The sequence below is a fragment of the Corallococcus sp. BB11-1 genome, assembly GCF_026626625.1.
In the GTDB taxonomy this organism is placed as follows: domain Bacteria; phylum Myxococcota; class Myxococcia; order Myxococcales; family Myxococcaceae; genus Corallococcus; species Corallococcus soli.
Map to the genome: position 1 here is coordinate 35,121 of NZ_JAPNJY010000042.1, position 17,444 is coordinate 52,564.

The 17,444-nt window shown below is 70.5% G+C and carries 14 protein-coding genes and 1 pseudogene; 3 read left to right on the top strand and 12 right to left on the bottom strand.

What is annotated here, in order from left to right:
• The first annotated feature begins 63 nt into the window (after window positions 1-63).
• Window positions 64-1,182 (top strand): fatty acid desaturase family protein, encoded by a 1,119-nt coding sequence (locus tag OV207_RS35855; RefSeq protein WP_267559609.1) that lies wholly within the window; start codon window positions 64-66, stop codon window positions 1,180-1,182.
• 96 nt (window positions 1,183-1,278) lie between these two features.
• Here the strand turns inward: OV207_RS35855 and OV207_RS35860 are convergent, their stop codons facing one another.
• The 4 genes from OV207_RS35860 to OV207_RS35875 form a co-directional block, all read right to left on the bottom strand.
• Window positions 1,279-1,929, bottom strand: coding sequence for an HAD family hydrolase (locus OV207_RS35860; RefSeq protein ID WP_193349611.1), 651 nt, complete (start codon window positions 1,927-1,929; stop codon window positions 1,279-1,281).
• 87 nt (window positions 1,930-2,016) lie between these two features.
• Window positions 2,017-2,586, bottom strand: a complete 570-nt coding sequence (locus OV207_RS35865; RefSeq protein ID WP_193349612.1) for an ExbD/TolR family protein — start codon at window positions 2,584-2,586, stop codon at window positions 2,017-2,019.
• A gap of 17 nt (window positions 2,587-2,603) precedes the next feature.
• Window positions 2,604-3,092 (bottom strand): ExbD/TolR family protein, encoded by a 489-nt coding sequence (locus tag OV207_RS35870; RefSeq protein WP_120539694.1) that lies wholly within the window; start codon window positions 3,090-3,092, stop codon window positions 2,604-2,606.
• 154 nt (window positions 3,093-3,246) lie between these two features.
• A complete protein-coding gene (locus OV207_RS35875; protein WP_193349613.1) occupies window positions 3,247-3,990 on the bottom strand; it encodes a MotA/TolQ/ExbB proton channel family protein in 744 nt (247 codons plus the stop codon).
• Window positions 3,991-4,302: 312 nt separating this feature from the next.
• On the opposite strand from OV207_RS35875, the gene OV207_RS35880 reads away from it, so the two are divergent.
• Window positions 4,303-5,181, top strand: coding sequence for a general secretion pathway protein GspE (locus OV207_RS35880; protein WP_267559610.1), 879 nt, complete (start codon window positions 4,303-4,305; stop codon window positions 5,179-5,181).
• Window positions 5,182-5,215: 34 nt separating this feature from the next.
• Here the strand turns inward: OV207_RS35880 and OV207_RS35885 are convergent, their stop codons facing one another.
• The 4 genes from OV207_RS35885 to grxC all read right to left on the bottom strand — a co-directional run bounded on the left by OV207_RS35885 (window position 5,216) and on the right by grxC (window position 11,471).
• Window positions 5,216-7,138: an ATP-binding protein gene (locus tag OV207_RS35885; RefSeq protein ID WP_267559611.1), complete on the bottom strand. Its 1,923-nt coding sequence runs from the start codon at window positions 7,136-7,138 to the stop codon at window positions 5,216-5,218.
• Entirely contained in the window at window positions 7,128-9,086 is a 1,959-nt protein-coding gene (locus OV207_RS35890) for a PAS domain S-box protein (RefSeq protein ID WP_193349616.1), read from the bottom strand. The genes OV207_RS35885 and OV207_RS35890 overlap by 11 nt, the downstream gene beginning before the upstream one ends.
• Window positions 9,087-9,139: 53 nt before the next feature.
• Window positions 9,140-10,801 (bottom strand): right-handed parallel beta-helix repeat-containing protein, encoded by a 1,662-nt coding sequence (locus tag OV207_RS35895; RefSeq protein WP_267559612.1) that lies wholly within the window; start codon window positions 10,799-10,801, stop codon window positions 9,140-9,142.
• Between the two features lie 394 nt (window positions 10,802-11,195).
• A complete protein-coding gene (gene grxC, locus OV207_RS35900) occupies window positions 11,196-11,471 on the bottom strand; it encodes a glutaredoxin 3 (RefSeq protein ID WP_267559613.1) in 276 nt (91 codons plus the stop codon).
• A gap of 219 nt (window positions 11,472-11,690) precedes the next feature.
• Here grxC and OV207_RS37705 point away from each other — a divergent pair.
• Window positions 11,691-14,305, top strand: a pseudogene (locus tag OV207_RS37705) (DUF3656 domain-containing U32 family peptidase).
• Between the two features lie 93 nt (window positions 14,306-14,398).
• On the opposite strand, the gene OV207_RS35915 reads toward OV207_RS37705, so the two are convergent.
• The 4 genes from OV207_RS35915 to OV207_RS35930 form a co-directional block, all read right to left on the bottom strand.
• Complete coding sequence (locus OV207_RS35915) at window positions 14,399-15,145, bottom strand: queuosine precursor transporter (protein WP_267559614.1); 747 nt, start codon at window positions 15,143-15,145, stop codon at window positions 14,399-14,401.
• Window positions 15,146-15,290: 145 nt separating this feature from the next.
• Window positions 15,291-16,085 (bottom strand): dihydroneopterin aldolase, encoded by a 795-nt coding sequence (locus OV207_RS35920; protein ID WP_420715293.1) that lies wholly within the window; start codon window positions 16,083-16,085, stop codon window positions 15,291-15,293.
• Window positions 16,082-16,807: an SDR family oxidoreductase gene (locus tag OV207_RS35925; protein WP_267559615.1), complete on the bottom strand. Its 726-nt coding sequence runs from the start codon at window positions 16,805-16,807 to the stop codon at window positions 16,082-16,084. Before OV207_RS35925 ends, OV207_RS35920 begins: the two co-directional genes overlap by 4 nt.
• A gap of 143 nt (window positions 16,808-16,950) precedes the next feature.
• On the bottom strand, window positions 16,951-17,430 hold the full coding sequence (locus OV207_RS35930; RefSeq protein WP_267559616.1) for a hypothetical protein: 480 nt from the start codon (window positions 17,428-17,430) through the stop codon (window positions 16,951-16,953).
• Window positions 17,431-17,444 lie beyond the last annotated feature (14 nt).

Genomic DNA, 17,444 nt, shown 5'->3' on the forward strand with positions numbered 1-17,444 from the left:
CGTGTCCTATCCTGGGGCCGCCCATTCCACCCTGTTGTTCCGAACCCTGAGGCGAACCCCCCCGTGACCAACCCCACCCGTGTGACCTTCGGCCAGCGCGATGCGTCCTTCGCGGAGGACCTCAAGCGTCGGGTCTCCGAATACTTCGAGACCCGGAACCTGTCCCAGCGGGCCAACGGCGCCATGTACGTGAAGGCCCTGGCCATCCTGGGCTTCACCTTCGGCGTCTACGGGCTGCTGCTGTCGGGGTGGTTCGGTCCGTGGGCCATGCTGGGGCTGGCGGTGCTGATGGGCGTGGGCATCGCGGGCATCGGCTTCTGCGTGGGCCACGACGGCGTGCACGGCTCCTACAGCGACAACGCGCGGGTGAACTCCGTGGTGGGCCTGGCGTTCGACCTCATCGGGGCGAACAGCTACATGTGGCGCATCACCCACAACGTCCTGCACCACACGTACACGAACATCCAGGACATGGACGAGGACCTGACGGTCAGCCCGCAGCTGCGGCTGTCGCCGCATTCCGAGTGGAAGCCTTACCACCGGGCGCAGCACCTGTACGCGTTCCTGGCCTACTCGCTGACGACCGTCTTCTGGGTGTTCGCCAAGGACTACAAGTACTTCTTCCAGAAGGACCTGGGCCCCTACAAGGACAAGAAGCACGCGCCGGCCGAGTGGGCGCGCCTCATTGGCATGAAGGCCGTGTACTACGGCTGGACGCTGGTGATTCCGTGGATGGTCCTGAACGTCACCTGGTGGCAGTTCGCGGTGGGCCTGCTCGCCATGCACATGACCGCGGGCTTCATCCTGGGCATCGTCTTCCAGCTGGCCCACGTCGTGGAGGACACCGCCTTCCCCCTGCCGGATCCGAACGGCACGGTGGAGGACGCGTGGATGGTGCACCAGCTGCGCACCACGGCGAACTTCGCCCGCAAGAACCGGCTGCTGAGCTGGTACGTGGGCGGGCTCAACTACCAGATCGAGCACCACCTGTTCCCCAAGGTGTGCAGCATCCACTACCCGGCGCTGAGCGAAATCGTGCAGGCCACCGCGAAGGAGCACGGCCTGCCCTACCCGGAGTCGGAGACCTTCCTGGGCGCGGTGGGTTCGCACTACCGGATGCTCAAGCAGCTGGGCCGCGCGCCGGCGGCCGCCACCGAGCCGAAGCTGGCCGTGGCCGCCTGATCCACCGTCAGCGGCGAATGAAGCACCCGGGGCCGTCCTCCTTCATGGGAGGCGGCCCCTTCGCTTTGCGGGGCCCCCGAGGCCCCGGGCAGGGGCTCAGGCGCTGCGCAGCGCGGCCAGCAGGTCCGCCGCCGAGGACACGACGGCCTTCGCCCCGTGCGCCTCCAGCTCCGCCGGCCGGAAGCCCCAGGTGACGCCCACGCCGTACATGCCCGCCGCCTTCGCGGTGTCCATGTCCACGGAGGTGTCCCCCACGAAGCCGCACGCGGCGGGCGCCACGCCCAGCTCCGCCGCCAGCGCCAGCGCCGCCGTGGGGTCCGGCTTGCGGGGGATGCCCGGCCGCTCCCCATACACGGCCGCGAAGGACACCCCGGGCAGGAGCCGCGCGGCCAGCCGCTTCACGAAGTCGTCGGACTTGTTGCTGAGCACGCCCAGCCGCACGCCGTCCGCCGCGAGCGCCTGGAGCACGTCCACCACGCCCGGGTAGGGGCGCGTGCGGTCGAACAGGTGCGCGTCATAGTGGCCGTGGTAGGTGGCCAGCACCCGGCCCTGGAGCGCGGGGTCCGCCCCGCCGGTGGCCCGGTGCGCGAGCTGCGACACGCCCTCCCCCACGAAGCGCAGGTAGGCGGCCTCCGGGTGCGGGGGCAGGCCGTGCTGCTCCAGGGCGTGGTTCATCGCCGCGGCGATGTCCCCCAGCGAGTCCACCAGCGTCCCATCCAGGTCGAAGAGCACGGCGCCAAGGGGCATGACGAAAGAGGCCTTTCTTCAAAACGAGAACGCCCCGACCCACGAAGGGGTCAGGGCGTCCGTGATTCAGGAGCGGAGCGTCGAAGCCTAGTGCGCGAGGGCGGCGGTCTTCTCACCGCCGGCCTGGATGACGGCGAAGTTGATGTTGTTGTAGCCCGCCGTGGCGCAGCTGAACATCACGCGCTTGATGACCTTGAACTGAACGTCCTTGTTGGCCTGGATGTTCACGTCACCCTTGAAGGTCTCCGTGCCACCCGCCATGGAGTGGAGGTCCTCGAACTGCTTCTTCATGTCCCGCAGCTTCTCTTCCAGCGCGGGGATGTTGAGGTACTCGTCCTTGGTGAGGTCCTCCACCCGGCCGACGATGGTGCCCGACACGCTGACCTGGTCGTTGGACACCATCACCACCGGGTGCATCTCCACTTCCTTCACGTTGACCGCTTCGGGAAGGACGATGTCCTTGGTCATCATCAGCACCTCGCCCGTCGCGGAGAAGTTCGCGATGAGGAAGAGCACGATGATGACGAACATGTCGACGAGAGGCGTGATGAGCAGATCCGCGTTCCCGTTCTTCTTGCCGTGCCCACCGCCGTGGCCGAAGACCTTGGAGTGCTCCAGCCGCTTGCCGTACCGCTTGCCCGGAACCTTGATACCCATGGCTTGAAGTGCTCCTGTTAGCCCATCGCCGCGGACACGGACACCTGGGGCAACCCAGAGCCAATGCACTCGTCGATGATGCGAACCAGGTCCTCGTAGCGGACCAGGTCCTCGGTCTGGAGGGTGATGGCGGCCTGATCCGGCAGCTGCGCCTTCAATTCCTTGAAGCGCGCCACCAGCTTGGTCAGGTCCGGCCGGCCCTTGTCATCCCGGGTGAGGGGAATGGGGTCGAAGGCGCTCTGGTCGGCGGTGAGCCGCATCTCCGTGGGAGACACCAGGAGGGTGAGCTGGACCGTCTTGGTCTTCTCCTCCTCCTGCTGCTCGTCCGAAGAGGCTCCGCCGGCCTGCGACACCTGGAGACGGCCGATCTGGGTCCAGACCGCCGTCATGATGAGGAAGCTGATGGTCACTGCCATCAGGTCGATGAAGGGCACCATGTTGATGGCGGTGTCGAGTGGCTTCTTGCCACCCTTCCCACCTGTGCCCAGATCCATTCCGCCGGCCATGGCGACTACCTCCCTGCTCTACCGCGCTCTTCGCGCACGAACGACGTTTCAAGAAGACTCTGGGAACGGACGCGCCTGTCTGGGTCCACCACTTCGGGGCTACCAGACAGCGCGCCGGTGCATCCGGTTCCAACCTGGCGCTGCTTGAGGAGGACTACTCCTCCGCGTGCGCGTGGGCGGCGGCCGGGATGTTCAGGTTCTTGAACTTGTCGCGGTTGGCCACGATGAGGTTCAGCACGGAGACGCTGGTCTCATTGATGTCGTTGATGATGCCCTGGGTGCGGCCCATCAGCACGGAGAAGGCCACCAGCGCCGGGATGGCGGTCAGCAGACCGAAGCCCGTGCAGTTCATGGCTTCAGAAATACCGTTCGCGAGAATGGTCGCCTTGTCGGCCGGGTTCACGTTCGCCACGGCCTCGAAGCAGGTGATGAGACCGTTCACCGTCCCGAGCAGGCCGGCGAGCATGGCCGCGTTGCCGAGCATCGCCAGGTAGCCCGTGCGCGCCTCCAGCTTCGGCGTCTCACGCAGGCTGGCCTCGTCGAGCGCCGCCTGGACCTCTTCCTGGCCCTTGGGGACGTTCATCAGGCCGGCCTTGACGACGTTCGTCAGCGGCGTGTTCTTCTGGCCGGCCACGTAGTTGATGGCCTTGTCCAGGTCGCCCGCGTAGATGTGCTTCTTCAGCCCGCGCAGGAAGCCTTCCTTGTTGATGGAGGCCTTGCCGAACAGGACGATGCTGCGCTCGATGATGATGGCGAGCGCCACCACGAGGCACAGCGCGATGGGGTACATGCCCGCCTGACCGGACTCCCAGCGGCGACCCAGCTCCTGCATGAACGTCTCATTGCTGCCGCCTGCGTTGGCAAGAATGGACAGATTGGTCACAAACCCCAGGTTCATCACTGATGGCCTCCAAATGGGCGGCGAGACTCGCGCTTGCGAGCCGTTCCGGATTGCTTCCAACCGGGTGGACATCCACCCAGGCCGTCAGCAGGAATAAGGGATCACGGTGGCGCGAGTCTAGGAACCGCTTCCAGACGTGTCAAGGCAGGCACCCCCAGCGTTAGTTACTGAAATCTCACAGGAATTTTGCGTTGGCGCGCGGCTTGCCAAGCCGCTGCACAGGCCGCAGCCGAGCCCTTTCCAGCGGCTTCCGCCCCAACCGTGCCAGCGATTTGGGGGCTCCTGGAGGCCGTGCTAGGGCGGGAAACCATGGCCAGGAAGCGCATCGGGGAGCTGCTGGTGGAACGGGGCGCGATCACGCCCGCCCAGCTTGAGGCAGGACTCACGGCCCAGCGGCAGACGCGGCAGCGGCTGGGGGTGACGCTCATCGGGCAAGGCGCCATCACGGAGGCGACGCTCGCCCAGGCGCTGAGTGAAGCGCTGGGGATGCCCCAGGTGGACCTGGCGGCGATCACCCCGGACTGGGCGGCGGTGCACCTGCTGCGCGCGCGCTTCTGCGAACAGCACGACCTGTTCCCCTTCGCGTTGGAGAGCGTGGGGGGCCGGCGCCAGCTGGTGGTGGCCATGGCGGATCCGCTCAACCTCACCGCCATTGAAGAGATTGAGTTCACCAGCGGCCTGAAGGTCAGCGGCCGGGTGACGGCGCTGTCCGCCGTGCGCGGCGCCATCCTGCGCTACTACCACAAGGTGCCCGTGGCGGCCGGCCCCAGGGCAGGGGCGACGGGCCCGGCGCCTGCAAGGCCTGCAAGGCCCGCTCCGCCGCCCGCGCGCGCGCCGGTGCCGGTGGACGACGACGAGGAGGTCATCGTCGGGGAGGAGCTGCCGGCGTCGGAGAAGACGCAGCGCACGTCGCTGGCGGACCTCATCCGCGAGCGCGAGGAGCAGGCGAAGCGCCGCCGGGGTGGCGGCGCGGGCACGGCCGCGGCGGGAGAGAAGCCCAAGGCGCCCGCGGGGGGCGTGCTGGACGACCTGGACTACCTCTTCGGGCAGGCGGCGCGCGAGGAGCCGGACCGGCTGGAGGAGCTGGAGCGCCGCTTCTGGGCGCTGATGCGCATCATGGCGCGCAAGGGCCTGCTGACGAACGAGGAGTTCCGGCGCGAGCTGGATGACGAGGCCGGCGAGGGCTGAAGCTCCCCCCGCGCGGCCCCTGGCCACCGCGCCCTCAGTCCACGGCCAGCGGCAGCCGCACGGTGAAGGTGGTGCCCTGCCCCACCGTGCTCTCCACGCTGAGCCGGCCGCCGTGGTTCTCCACGATGCCCTGGCAGATGGAGAGGCCCAGGCCCGTGCCGCGGCCTTCCGGCTTGGTGGTGAAGAAGGGCTCGAAGATGCGCGACAGGTTGCGCGGCTCGATGCCGGTGCCGGTGTCGCGCACGCGCACCACCGCCTCCTGCCCCTCCTGCGCGGTGACGAGGTGCACGGCGCCGCCCGGCGGCATCGCGTGGCAGGCGTTGGTGATGAGGTTGACGAACACCTGCACCAGGTTGGCGCGCACGGCGGCCAGCGGGGGCACGTCGCCCGCGTACTCGCGGTGCACGGTGACGCGCGCCTGGGACACGACGTGCTCGCAGAAGCCCACCGCCATGTCCACGACGGCGTTGAGGGCCACCCGCTCCGGCCGGTCCTGCGCGGGCCGCGCGTAGCTCACCAGGTCGCGGGTGAAGCGCAGGATGCGGTGGCTGCTCTCCAGAATCTTGCGCAGCTTCTCCTGGTCCGCCGGGTTCGCGCCCGGCGTCAGGCGCGAGCGCTGGAGCAGCGCGTCCGCGTAGGTGGCCACCGCCGTCATGGGGTTGTTGATTTCATGCACCACGCTGGCCGCGAGCTGCCCGATGGAGGCCAGCTTCTCCGCGTGGATGATGCGCTTCTCCAGCTCCTTCACCACCGTGACGTCCTGGCCAATGGCGATGACGCCCTCCACCTCCCCCGGCTGGGTGAGCATGGAGGAGGTGGCGAAGGACACGCGCACCTCGCCGCCCTCGCGGGTGAGCAGGCGCGTCTCGAAGTTGTTCACGGACTCGCCGCGCATGGCCGCCGCCAGCACGGGGGCCAGGCGCAGCTGCTCGCTGTCCGCCACCAGGGAGGACAAATCCCTGCCCAGCACCTGCTCCTTGGCGAGGCCGGTGAGCGCGCTCAGCGCCTGGTTGAAGACCACCACCTGCTTGTCCCGGTTCACCACCAGGATGAGCGCGTTGGCCTTCTCCAGCAGCTCCTCCAGGTACTTGCGCACGAACGTCAGCTCGTCGATGAGCTTGGCGTTCTTCACCGCCACGGCGACCTGGCTGGCCAGTTGGAGCAGCACGCGCTCGTCGTGCGCGATGTCCGCGTCCAGGCCGTCCGGGTACTCCATGTTGATGGCGCCGAAGAGCTGGCCGCTGGCGACCAGCGGGGCGCTCACCGCGCGGGTGCTGCCGTGGAAGAGCAGCGGCACCTCTTCGGAGATGGACACCCGGCCCTGCGGCAGGGCGGAGAGCGCCAGGTTCGTCTTCTCCACCGAGCGCTGGAAGAGCACCAGCGGTTCGTGCGCGCCCTCCTTGAGCCGGCCTTCGGCGTAGAGCGACGTGAGCCCGCCGGTGCGCGCATCCACGATGCGGATGCAGAAGGAGCGGCTGGGAAACAGCTCCTTCACCCCGCGCGCCACCGCGGCCACCAGCTCCTCCTCGCCGCCCACCTCCGCCACGCTGCGGCCCAGGTCCAGCAGCACGCCCTCGGTGCGCGCCTGCTCCAGCAGGGCCCGCTCCGCCACCACCAGCCGGCCGCTGATGACCTCCGTGTCCACGCGGGCGCGCACCGCCACGGTGTCCGCCTTGCGCGACAGGGTGAGTACCAGCGACGTGCCGCTCGCCAGCACCAGGTCCACCTCGTGGGACTGGCCGTCCTCCGGGGCGCTGGCGCCCGACAGGGCCTCCTCCACGTCGTCCACGCCCATGCCGTGCGACTCGCAGAAGCGGCGCAGCGCGGGGTTCACGGCCGCGACGCGCAGGGCGGCGTCACAGATGGCCGCGGGCTCGTCCAGCGCGTCGAAGAAGGCCTGGAAGGCGTCGGGAGTCGGGGTCCCGGGCGGGCGCACGGCGCGGACCTCACTCTTCATGGGACGTCGCCTTGTCCAGGTCGAGGATCTGCTGCGCCCCCACGTACGACTTCGTCTCGTAGCGGGTGATCTTCCCGATCTTCCGGACGATCTCCGCCATGCGCTCCGCCTCGCGGTAGATGATGTCCACCGGCCTCCAGGCGAAGTCGTCCTCCTTGAGCTTGCGCTTGAGCAGCTCCGCGTAGCCCATCACGGAGGTGAGGGGCTGGTTGAGCTCATGGGCCGCGGTGCCGGCGAGCGCGACGATGACCGCGCTCTTCTCGCTCTCCTCCAGCCGCGTCTCCACGTCCGACAGCTTGCGCTCCAGCTGCACGCGGTCCCGGAGGTCGGTGAAGATGCCCACGCTGAAGGACTCGCGGCCGCCCTCGTAGACGATGGAGGCCGTCATGTTGACGGGCACGCGTTCGCCGGAGCGGTGCACCAGCTCCTGGCGGATGAGGGACAGCCGGCCCCGGCCGCCCAGCTCCGGGCTGCGGATCTGCGCCATCACCCGCTGCGCGACGCCGGGCGGGTAGAGCTGCAGGACGGTGAGCTTCTCCTGGGCCTCCGCGGCGGAGTAGCCGCACATGGCCTCCGCGCCCTTGTTGAAGAGGATGATGCGCCCCTTCAGGTCCGCGGCGATGATGGCGTCCACCGACGAGTCGATGAGGCGCTCCAGGAAGTCCTTCGTGTTGCGCAGCTCGTCCTCCAGCTTGCGCGCGTGCGTCACGTCGCGGAAGGACAGGATGGTGGCCGCGTCCTCGTCGCGCAGCGGCGCCGCGGACATGGACAGCGTGAGGCAGCGGCCGGCGGGCGTGCGCACCACCACGTCCACGCCCGAGCGCGCCTCGCCCCGCGACGCGGACGTCACCAGCTCCATGAGGACGCCTTCGTCCAGGGGCTGGGTGATTTGATTGAGGTGCTTGCCGCGCGCCTCGTTCGCGGGCGTGTCCAGCATCTGCGCGCCGGAGGGGTTGAGCGACAGCACCCCGGCCTTGTCGTCGAGGATGGCCACGCCCTCGCTGACGTGGGCGAAGAAGAGCTGGTAGGGCTTGAACGACGCGGCCTTCTCCTCCGCCGCCAGCCGCGCGGTCTGCACCGACTGGAGCACCGACGCGCTCCTCAGGGCCACCGCCGTCGCGTGCGCCACGGTGGTGAGGAAGTCGATTTCGCGCGTGCTGAAGGTCCGGCGCCGTCCTGCCGCGCGCAACAGCAGCACGCCCCGCACCTCGCCCCGGATGGGCAGCGGCAGCGCCGCGATGGCATGGATGCCCCGGGCGGCGACGGCCCGGCGCTCCAGGTCCCCCAGCAGCGGGTGCGTGGCGGCTTCCTGCATCACCACGGGCTTGCCGGTGCGCACCACCTCGCGGATTTCAGGGTAGCGCGCCAGGTCGATGCGCAGGTTCTTGAGGCCCGGGTCGTCGCTGGCGGCGACGATGATGCCCTCGTCCGCGCCGCCGCCCAGCATCACCAGCGTGGCGCGCGCGATGTCCAGCTGCTCCGCCAGGCGCCGCGTCACGCCGTGCAGGAGCGCCTCCACGTCGGAGCTCTCCGCGTAGTCGGCGGTGAGCTCCAGCAGCAGCGCCAGGTCCGTCTGGCTGCGGGCCTGCTCCTCGCGCTCGCGGTGGCGTTCGGCGGCGCGCTGCAGGCGCCAGGTGAGCTCGTGCGCCAGCCCCTGGTGGGTGAGGATGTCGGTGGGGCGCAGCGTGTCCACGGCGGCGAAGCCGCGCGGATCCGGCGACACCAGCGCGATGAGCGTGAGGTGCGGGCCGTTGAGGGACGTGAGCAGTTCCACCACCGCGGGGCCGCAGCCGGGCGCGGTGAGGTCCACCAACGCCAGGGCGGCGTCGTCCGGGTCGTCCACCACGCGCAGCCCCGCGCGCCCGGCGGCGGCGTTCAGGGGGTCGCGGGCAACCGAGACCGGGGGGACGAGGACGATGCCGAAGGCGGGTTCCGACGGGGCCGACACGGGGGCGGAAGACTCCGGAGCGAGGGGCCCGGAGTCTACACCGCCCCGTGGGGTCAGGGGCAGCCTGACTCGAAAGCCCCCTGGTCCGGCGCGGCCCCACAGAAGGGCAGGCCCAGCGACAGGCCCGCCTCGCGCGCGGCGGAGGCCGGGGTGAGGCGGTAGTCATCCGCGCCCGTGTCCACGAAGCCGGGGGCGCGCTCCTGGGAGCGCTTGTCCAGGCCGGCCTTCGAGCGCCACTCCGCCAGCCCCATGGCGGCGTTGTCCAGGCGGAACGTCGCCGCGCCCCCGTTGAGGAAGAAGAGGTTGCCGTCCATCACGGCGCCGCTCCGACCCGAGCCCCCCCGCGCGGCGAGCCCACAGCCGGCGAAGATGTTGTTGCGCACGTCCAGGCCCTGGCTGGCGCCGCTCGCGCCCTCGCCGAAGATGAGGCACGCGCCGCTCAGGTTCCACACGGTGTTGTGCTGCACCTTCACGCTCACGGAGGTGTCCACGCGGATGCCGGTGCCCTCCTCGCCCTCCGAGTCTCCCAGGCCGTCGTGGATGAGGTTGCGGCGGATGATGACGCGGGTGGGCGGGGCGCCCTCGCGGTAGCCGCCAATCTGGATGGCGCGCGCGTTGGCGTAGAGGACGTTGTCCTCCAGCGTGACGTCCGAGGGGGACAGGTGCACGACGATGCCCTCCCCCGCGGCGGAGGACACACCGCGGTGGTTGTAGATGGTGTTGCCGCGCAGCGTGACGCGCGTGCACGTCTTGATGTCCGCGCCGTTCTCCCGGTTGTCGTGGAGCTTGTTGCCCTCCACGAGCAGGTTGTCGAACGGCGTGCCGGGCAGCGTGGCGCCGCCCTCCGGGCCCAGGCACTGCACGCCGTCACCGGAGTTGTGGTGGATGTCGTTGCCGCGCACCACCACGTTGCTCGCGGAGGTCTGCACCGCGACGCCGTGGCTGTCCTCGTCTCCCTTGTCGAAGTGGGAGATGTCGTTGTCCTCGATGAGGACGTCGTGGGCCTTCTCCGTCACGTAGACGCCCGCGCCCTCCGTGCCGTTCTTCACGATGCTGTTCTTCAGCACGCCGTGGTGCGCGCCCGCGCCCCGCCACATCACCGCGAAGGTGGACTCGCCGCCCACGTCCACCGTGAGCCCCACGATGTTCCAGTACGCGCCGCTCACGTCCACCAGCGCCGTCTTGCCGATGGAGCCCCCCTTGAGGACAGCCGTCGCGCCCGGCGCGGCCCGGAGCGTCAGCGGCTTCGCCGCCGTGCCCTGCTTCTCCTGGAGCTGGACGTGTTCGCGCCACGTGCCCGACTGGAGGAACACCGCCTCGCCGGGCTTCACCAGCGCCAGCGCGCGCGCCACCGTGCGCAGGGGCTGGCCCTCCGAACCGGCCGCGGTGTCGCTGCCGTTCGGTGACACCCAGAGCACGCGCGAGTACTGCGACTCCGCGGGCGGTGGATCCGTGGGAGGTGGGTCGGTGGGCGGCGGTGGATCCGTGGGCGGCGGTGGATCCGTCGGGTCAGGAGCCGTGCCGCTGTCCGCGGTGCCCCCGTCCACGACGGTGCCGGCATCGGGGGCGGGCTGGGGACGGGTGACGATGGGTGGCGTCTTCGTTCCCGGGTTCCTTCCTATGGGCGCGGGTTCGACCTTGCCGGTACAGCCGGTGAGGCCCGCGAGCACCGCGGCGGAACAGACGATGGTCGTCAGGGGCAGGCGGAGGCGCATGCGAGGACTCCTCGTGGGTTCACGGCGCGGGAGGGCGCTCGCGGGGCCGGCAACGGCAACGGTCGCGTCGTGCATTCCCTGGATGTCAGGGCGCAGCCTGTCGCCCGCCTGGAGGGCGGTCAGGCAGGCAGAGTGAATCCGCGCGGTTGTGCGCGGCGCCTGAAGCCTGCGGATGTGGCGCGAGGTGGGCACCGCGCGCAGGACAGGCGGCTTCCACCTTCGCGAACGCCCACGGGCATCTCCTCGTCACCGAGGGCCGACAACTTCGGCCTCCTGCCCGGAAACGACCACTGAACGGAAGTACCAGCGCCAGGTGATTCAGCGACCCGAGCCGTGCCCGACGGGATGAAGCCCGGCGCGAGCACGGCTCGAAAGGACGGCGTGGGAACGCGAATCAGGGCGCTGTGGACGCCTGGGCGCTGCTCAGCAGCGCATCCAGCTCCCCCCGCTCCTCCAGCGCATACAGGTCGTCGCACCCGCCGACGTGGCGGCCCGCGATGAAGATCTGCGGCACGGTGTGACGGCCGCTGCGCTCCTTCATCTCCTCGTGGCGCGCGTCATCCGTGGCGACGTTCACCTTCTGGAACGGGCAGCCCTTCTCCTGGAGCAGGTCCATGGCCTGGCGCGAATAGGGGCAGGTGGGCTTCATGTAGACGACGACGTCGGGCATTCACGACCTCCTGCGTCGAAGGGTGGAGACGCCCTCCTGCTCCTGCCACCCAAGGGGACGACGTCCGCTCCCCTGCCCGCCTGCTTCCTCCAGGACAATCACAGACATCTGGGGGGCCGGGGCCTCTCCAGGCGGAGCCCTGGTCACTCCAGGAGTCCGTCTTGTTTGGACACCGACAGGATTGAGGGGGCTCCAGGCCATTTGCTAGGTAGGGGGCCCATGTCTTCCCGACGCCCCGAAATCCTCGCCCCCGCTGGTGACCTGGAGTCGTTGCGCGCTGCCCTCGCTAGTGGCGCGGACGCGGTCTACTTCGGGCTCGACGAGGGGTTCAACGCGCGCGCCCGCGCGGAGAACTTCTCGCTCGAAAGGCTGCCGGACACGGTGGGCCTCATCCACCGGGCCGGGGCGCGCGCCTACGTGACGTTGAACACGTTGGTGTTCGAGCCCGAGCTGCCGGTGGTGGAGCACCTGCTGCGCGGCGTGGCACAGGCGGGCGTGGATGCCCTCATCGTGCAGGACCCGGCGGTGGCGCTGCTGGCGCGGGCGGTGTGCCCCCAGTTGGAGCTGCACGCCTCCACGCAGATGACGCTGTCCAGCGCGGAGGGGGCGCGGTTCGCCACGGGGCTGGGCTTCACGCGCATGGTGGTGCCGCGCGAGCTGTCGGTGGCGGAGATCCGCCGGCTGGCGTCGCAGACGGACATCGAGCTGGAGGTCTTCATCCACGGCGCGCTCTGCATGTCCTGGAGCGGCCAGTGCCTCACCAGCGAGGCGTGGGGTGGGCGCAGCGCCAACCGGGGCCAGTGCGCGCAGTCCTGCCGGCTGCCCTACGACCTGGTGGTGGACGAGGAGACGCGCGACCTGGGCGAGGTGAAGTACCTGCTCAGCCCCAAGGACCTGGCGGCGTGAGGGCGGTGCCGGAGCTGGCGGACATCGGCGTGCACAGCCTCAAGATTGAAGGCCGGCTCAAGGGGCCGCAGTACGTCTCCAGCACGGTGCAGGGCTACCGCCGCTGGCTGGACGGCGTGATGGCCGGCAAGCCCGACGGGGCGCGGCTGGCGAAGGACCTGGCGGAGATGTCGCTGTCGTACAGCCGGGGGTTCTCCCACGGGTTCCTGGCGGGGTCCGACCACCAGACGCTGGTGGAGGGGCGCTTCCCCAAGCACCGGGGGCTGTACCTGGGCCGCGTGAGCGCGGTGGCGGGCAAGGACGTGCTGGTGGTGCCGGATGACCGGCCCTGGACGGGTGCGCTGGGGCTGGGTGAGGAGCGGCCGGAGTCCGCGACGGGCGCGGTGTCCGCGCCGCTTTCGGGCGAGCCGGATCCCGCGGACGTGGATCCGCGCCCCGGCATGGGCGTGGTGTTCGACGCGGGTGCGCCCGAGGACAAGCACGAGCCGGGCGGCCCCATCTTCCGCGTGGAGCGCGAAGGCGACGCGTGGGTGCTGGGCTTCGGCCACCCCGGGCCGGACCTGGGCCGCGTGGAGCCGGGGCAGCGCGTGTGGCTGAACAGCGACCCGGCGCTCGCAAGGCGCACGGAGGGGCTGCTCGCGGAGGGAGAACCCGAGGGCCGCATCCCGCTGTCCCTGTGTGTGTCCGGCGTGGAGGGGGCCCCGCTGCGCGTGCGCATGCGCGCGGGGTGGGCCGTGCGGGAAGCGGTGGGGACGACGCTGCTCGCGCCTTCGCGGGGCGCGGGCGTGGACGCGGCGCTGCTCAAGGACAAGCTGGGCGCGCTGGGTGGGACCTCGTTCCATCTGGCGGAGCTGGATTGTTCGGGCCTGGCGCCGGGGCTGCACCTGCCGGTGTCGGAGCTGAAGGCGCTGCGCCGGCAGTTGGTGGCGGAGCTGACGGCGGACGTGGAGCGGGGGCCCGCGCGGACCGTGAGTGCCGACGCGGTGGAGGACGGGGTTCGGCAGGGATTGCTGGCTCGCGTGACGCCTCGGCCAGTGGACGCGGGGCCGCGATTGCTGCCCCTGTGCCGCAACGAGGCGCAGCTGGAGGCGGCCATCGCGGCGGGCGTGGGCGAGGTGGAGCTGGACTGGATGGAGCTGGTGGGGCTCCAGCGCGCGGTGGAGCGGGCGCGGGCGGCGGGGCTGCGTGTCACCATCGCCACCGTGCGCGTGCAGAAGCCGGGCGAGGAGGGCTACGACACGCGCCTGGACCGGCTGCGCCCGGACGCGGTGCTGGTGCGCCACTGGGGCGCGATGATGCACTTCCTGGAGCAGCCGGCGGGGGCTTCGCGGCCGGTGCTGCACGGGGACTTCTCACTCAACGTCACCAACTCGCTGACGGCGGCGCACCTGCTGGGGCTGGGGTTGGGCACGCTGACGGTGTCCCACGACCTGGATTCCGAGCAGCTCTTCGCGCTCCTGGAGAAGGCGCCCGCGCACCGGTTCGCGGTGGCGCTGCACCATCACATCGCCACGTTCCACACCGAGCACTGCGTGTATTCACACACGCTGTCCAACGGGCGCGACTACCGCACCTGCGGGCGGCCGTGTGAGAAGCACGCCATCGCGCTCAAGGACCGGCTGGGGCTGGAGCATCCGGTCATCGTGGACGTGGGGTGCCGCAACACGGTGTTCAACGCGCAGGCGCAGAGCGCGGCGTCGCTGGTGCCGCGCCTCCTGGAGCGGGGCGTGCGGCGGTTCCGGGTGGAGTTCGTGCGGGAGACGCGCGAGGAGGCCGCGCGCGTGCTGACGGCGTATCAGGAGTTGCTCGCGGGGCGGCTGTCGCCCACGGAGGCCGTGAAGCGCGCGGCCGTGCACGAGCAGTTCGGCGTCACGCGCGGCACCATGCAGGTGCTCAAGCACCCTGCCCCGAACGCCCGGCAGGGCTGAAGGGTGCGTGGCCAGGGTCGCCTTGTCGGCGCGATGCCCGGCCTTGCCTCATGAGCGGCCCAGTGCGTCCTCCCCCTGCGCAGTCTACGCCGTTCAGGCCGCGCGCGCCGGTGACGACTCGGAGGCGGAGGGCGGGAGGTTCACCGGCTCACCGTCCGGGCCCAGCACCACCGGGGCGATGCCCAGCTTGCGCTCCACGAAGGCGTGGCCCAGGTAGATGAGCGGCGTCAGGCCCAGCGCCACCAGCAGCTTCGCCGCGTACGACGAGTAGATGATTTTCACGATGACGTCGTGGGGCAGCACGCCCGTCCACGCGATGTACTGCACCACCGTCGTGTCGATGAGCTGCGACACCACCGTGGAGCCCGTGGCGCGCAGCCACAGCATCCGGTTGTTCGTCGTGCGCTTGAGCAGGTTGAACATCCCGATGTCCGCGAACTGGCCCACCAGGTACGCCACCATCGACGCCATCAGGATGCGCTGCGAGCCGGCGAAGACGTTGTTGAACGACCCGGCCACCGTCCCGCCGTAGCCCTTCTCCAGCGTCATGGGCGCCCACTCCACCCGCACCGCCACGGCGATGACCGTGAAGGTGAAGATGGCCATGAAGAAGCCCACCCAGGTGATGAAGCGCGCGGCCCGCTTGCCGTAGAACTCGTTGAGGATGTCCGTGAGCAGGAACGTCACCGGGAACGTCAGCATCCCCGCCGACAGCACCACCGGCATCGAGCCCAGGTGCACTTCAAACAGCTTCACCCCGATGATGTCGCCCACCACCAGCGAGGTGATGAACACCCCCGCGAGCACCATGAAGAGCTGAATCCGCCTGTCCAGGTTCATCCGAAGGGTCCTTCGTGAGCAGGGCTCCACTCCGCCCGACCCACTCGCGCGCCCCAGGGTCCGGGAGGTCCGTGGGGCCCCCTAGAGCTAGCACACCCTCCGTGTGACGTCGCTTGGCCGCCCACCCCGGGGGCGGGCGCCGTCCCTACTCCGGCAGGTAGTACAGCGTCCCCTCCGACGGCGGTTCCTCCAGCCCCTCCGCGCTCCCCTCCTCCGCCAGCGCCATGCGCGGCCGGTACACGCCCAGCAGCGTCTGCTCGGTGGTCGTCGGGTTGTCGTAGCGGTGCATGCGGTCGCGCGGCAGGTGGAAGGCCATGCCCCGGGCCACCGGCTGTCCCTGGAGCAGCAGCCCCGCGCCCAGCACCAGCTCGCACCCCTCCGTGTGCTCATTCACGCGTGGAGGGAGGCGCCCCCCTGGCTCCACCCGCAGGCGGTAGATGCCGTAGGTCGCGCCCTCGTGGATGACGTCCACCCGGCCGAAGGGCTCCTCCTCCGTCCGGTAGACCATCTCCTCCGCCGCGCGGTGCACCTGGAGCGAGGGGATGGCCCAGCCGCCCAGCGCCTCCGGCTTCGTCACGCGCACCGTGGCCGCCCGCACCGGCGCATGCGGCGCGGCGTCCGTGGGCGGCGCGAGGAGGTAGCGGCACACGGCCTCCGCCGCGGACTCCAGCAGTTCGAAGCGGCACGCATCCAGGAGGAAGCGCAGCTCCCCCGCCAGCCGTCCGTAGTGCACCGTGTTCGCGAGCTTCCCGCCCACCGCCGCCTGCCGCGCGTCCAGGAAGAGCGCCACGTCCAGGCGCAGCGGCTGCGGCGTCACGCGCTCGCGGTTGTAGAGGCCCACGATGCAGTCCACGGTGAGCCCGCGCAGCTGCATCACATCCAGCGGGCGGCCCTCCGCGTCGGTGACGAGGGGGTGGATCAACGCGGGCTCGTCACTCACAGCTGGGCGCTCCTTCCACCGTCCAGGGCGATGACCTGCCCGGTGAGGTACGGCGCCTCGCGCGCCAGGAAGAGGACCGTGCGCGCGACGTCCTCCACGCTGCCCTCGCGGCCCATGGGGATGCGCTGGAGTTCGGCCTCGCGCGCCGCCGCGTCGAAGTGTTCGGGGAAGGCCACCACGCCCGGGGAGATGGCGTTGACGCGCACGAGCGGCGCCAGCTCCACCGCCAGCGCGCGCGTCAGCATCACCAGCCCCGCCTTGCTCACCGAATAGTGCGCGTAGTGGTTCACCGCCCGCTCGCCTCCAATGTCGGTGAGGTGCACCACCACGGGGTCCTTCCCCGCGCGCAGCGAAGGCAGCAGCGCCTGGGTGAGGAAGAAGGGCGCGTCCACGTTCACGCCGAGCATCCGGCGGTACTGCGACCGGGTGATGGACTCGAAGTCCACGCGCTCGTAGAGGGCCGCGTTGTGGACGACCACGTCCAGCGCGGGATGCGCCCGCCGCACCTTCGCGCCCAGCGCGTCCACGGCCTCCGCGTCAGAGAGGTCGGCGGAGTACAGCGTGACGGCGCGGCCCAGTGCCCGGAGTTCGTCCGCCAGCGCTTCCAGCGAGCCCACGGAGCGGTTCGCGTGGAGCGCCAGGTCATAGCCGGCGCGGCCCAGCGCGCGAGCCACCGCGCTGCCGACGCGCACGCCCGCGCCCGTGATGAATGCGGTCCCCATATGCGGGCCCTGCCTAACAGGCCCGCACCCGAAAGGCACCCGGCGCCTTCGGCTACAAAACACCTCGGGGCGACACCTGGAGAACCCCCTCTCCAGGCACCGCCCCGCGTGTCCCCTGCCTGCCGCCGCCCCAGAAGCTTCGACTAACGGTGGTACTGCACGGTCACCCAGCGGCGCCCGGCGTACGGCACCCAGACCCACTCCGTCACCGCCTGGTAGTTGCCCGCGATGTAGCGCTGGTCGTAGTAGCCCGGCGTGCAGCGCACATGGCGGCCATGACGGCCCCGCGACACGCACTGCTCCGGGACCCAGACCTGCTCGTAGCGCGCCGGCACCCAGCGCTCCACCGTCTGCAGTTCGTAGCGGCCGCGCGAGTCCACCGGGCGCGGCATCGGGCGGGCATCGCAGTTCGGGCCGCGGCACCCCACGAAGCGGCGCGTGCGCGCGTCGTCATCGTCGTAGCGGAACGCCTGGCCCTGCGGCACCTGCCAGCCGCCGCGGTTGTCGTGGCCCCACTTCGCGTCCGCCCGGGTCTGGCCGCGCCAGTCTTCCGCGAACGCCGTGGAGGAACCGAGCAGCAGTGCAGCGAAGGCCAGGGTCGAGAGCGCGGTCTTGAAAGCCATGTCTTCCATCCTCC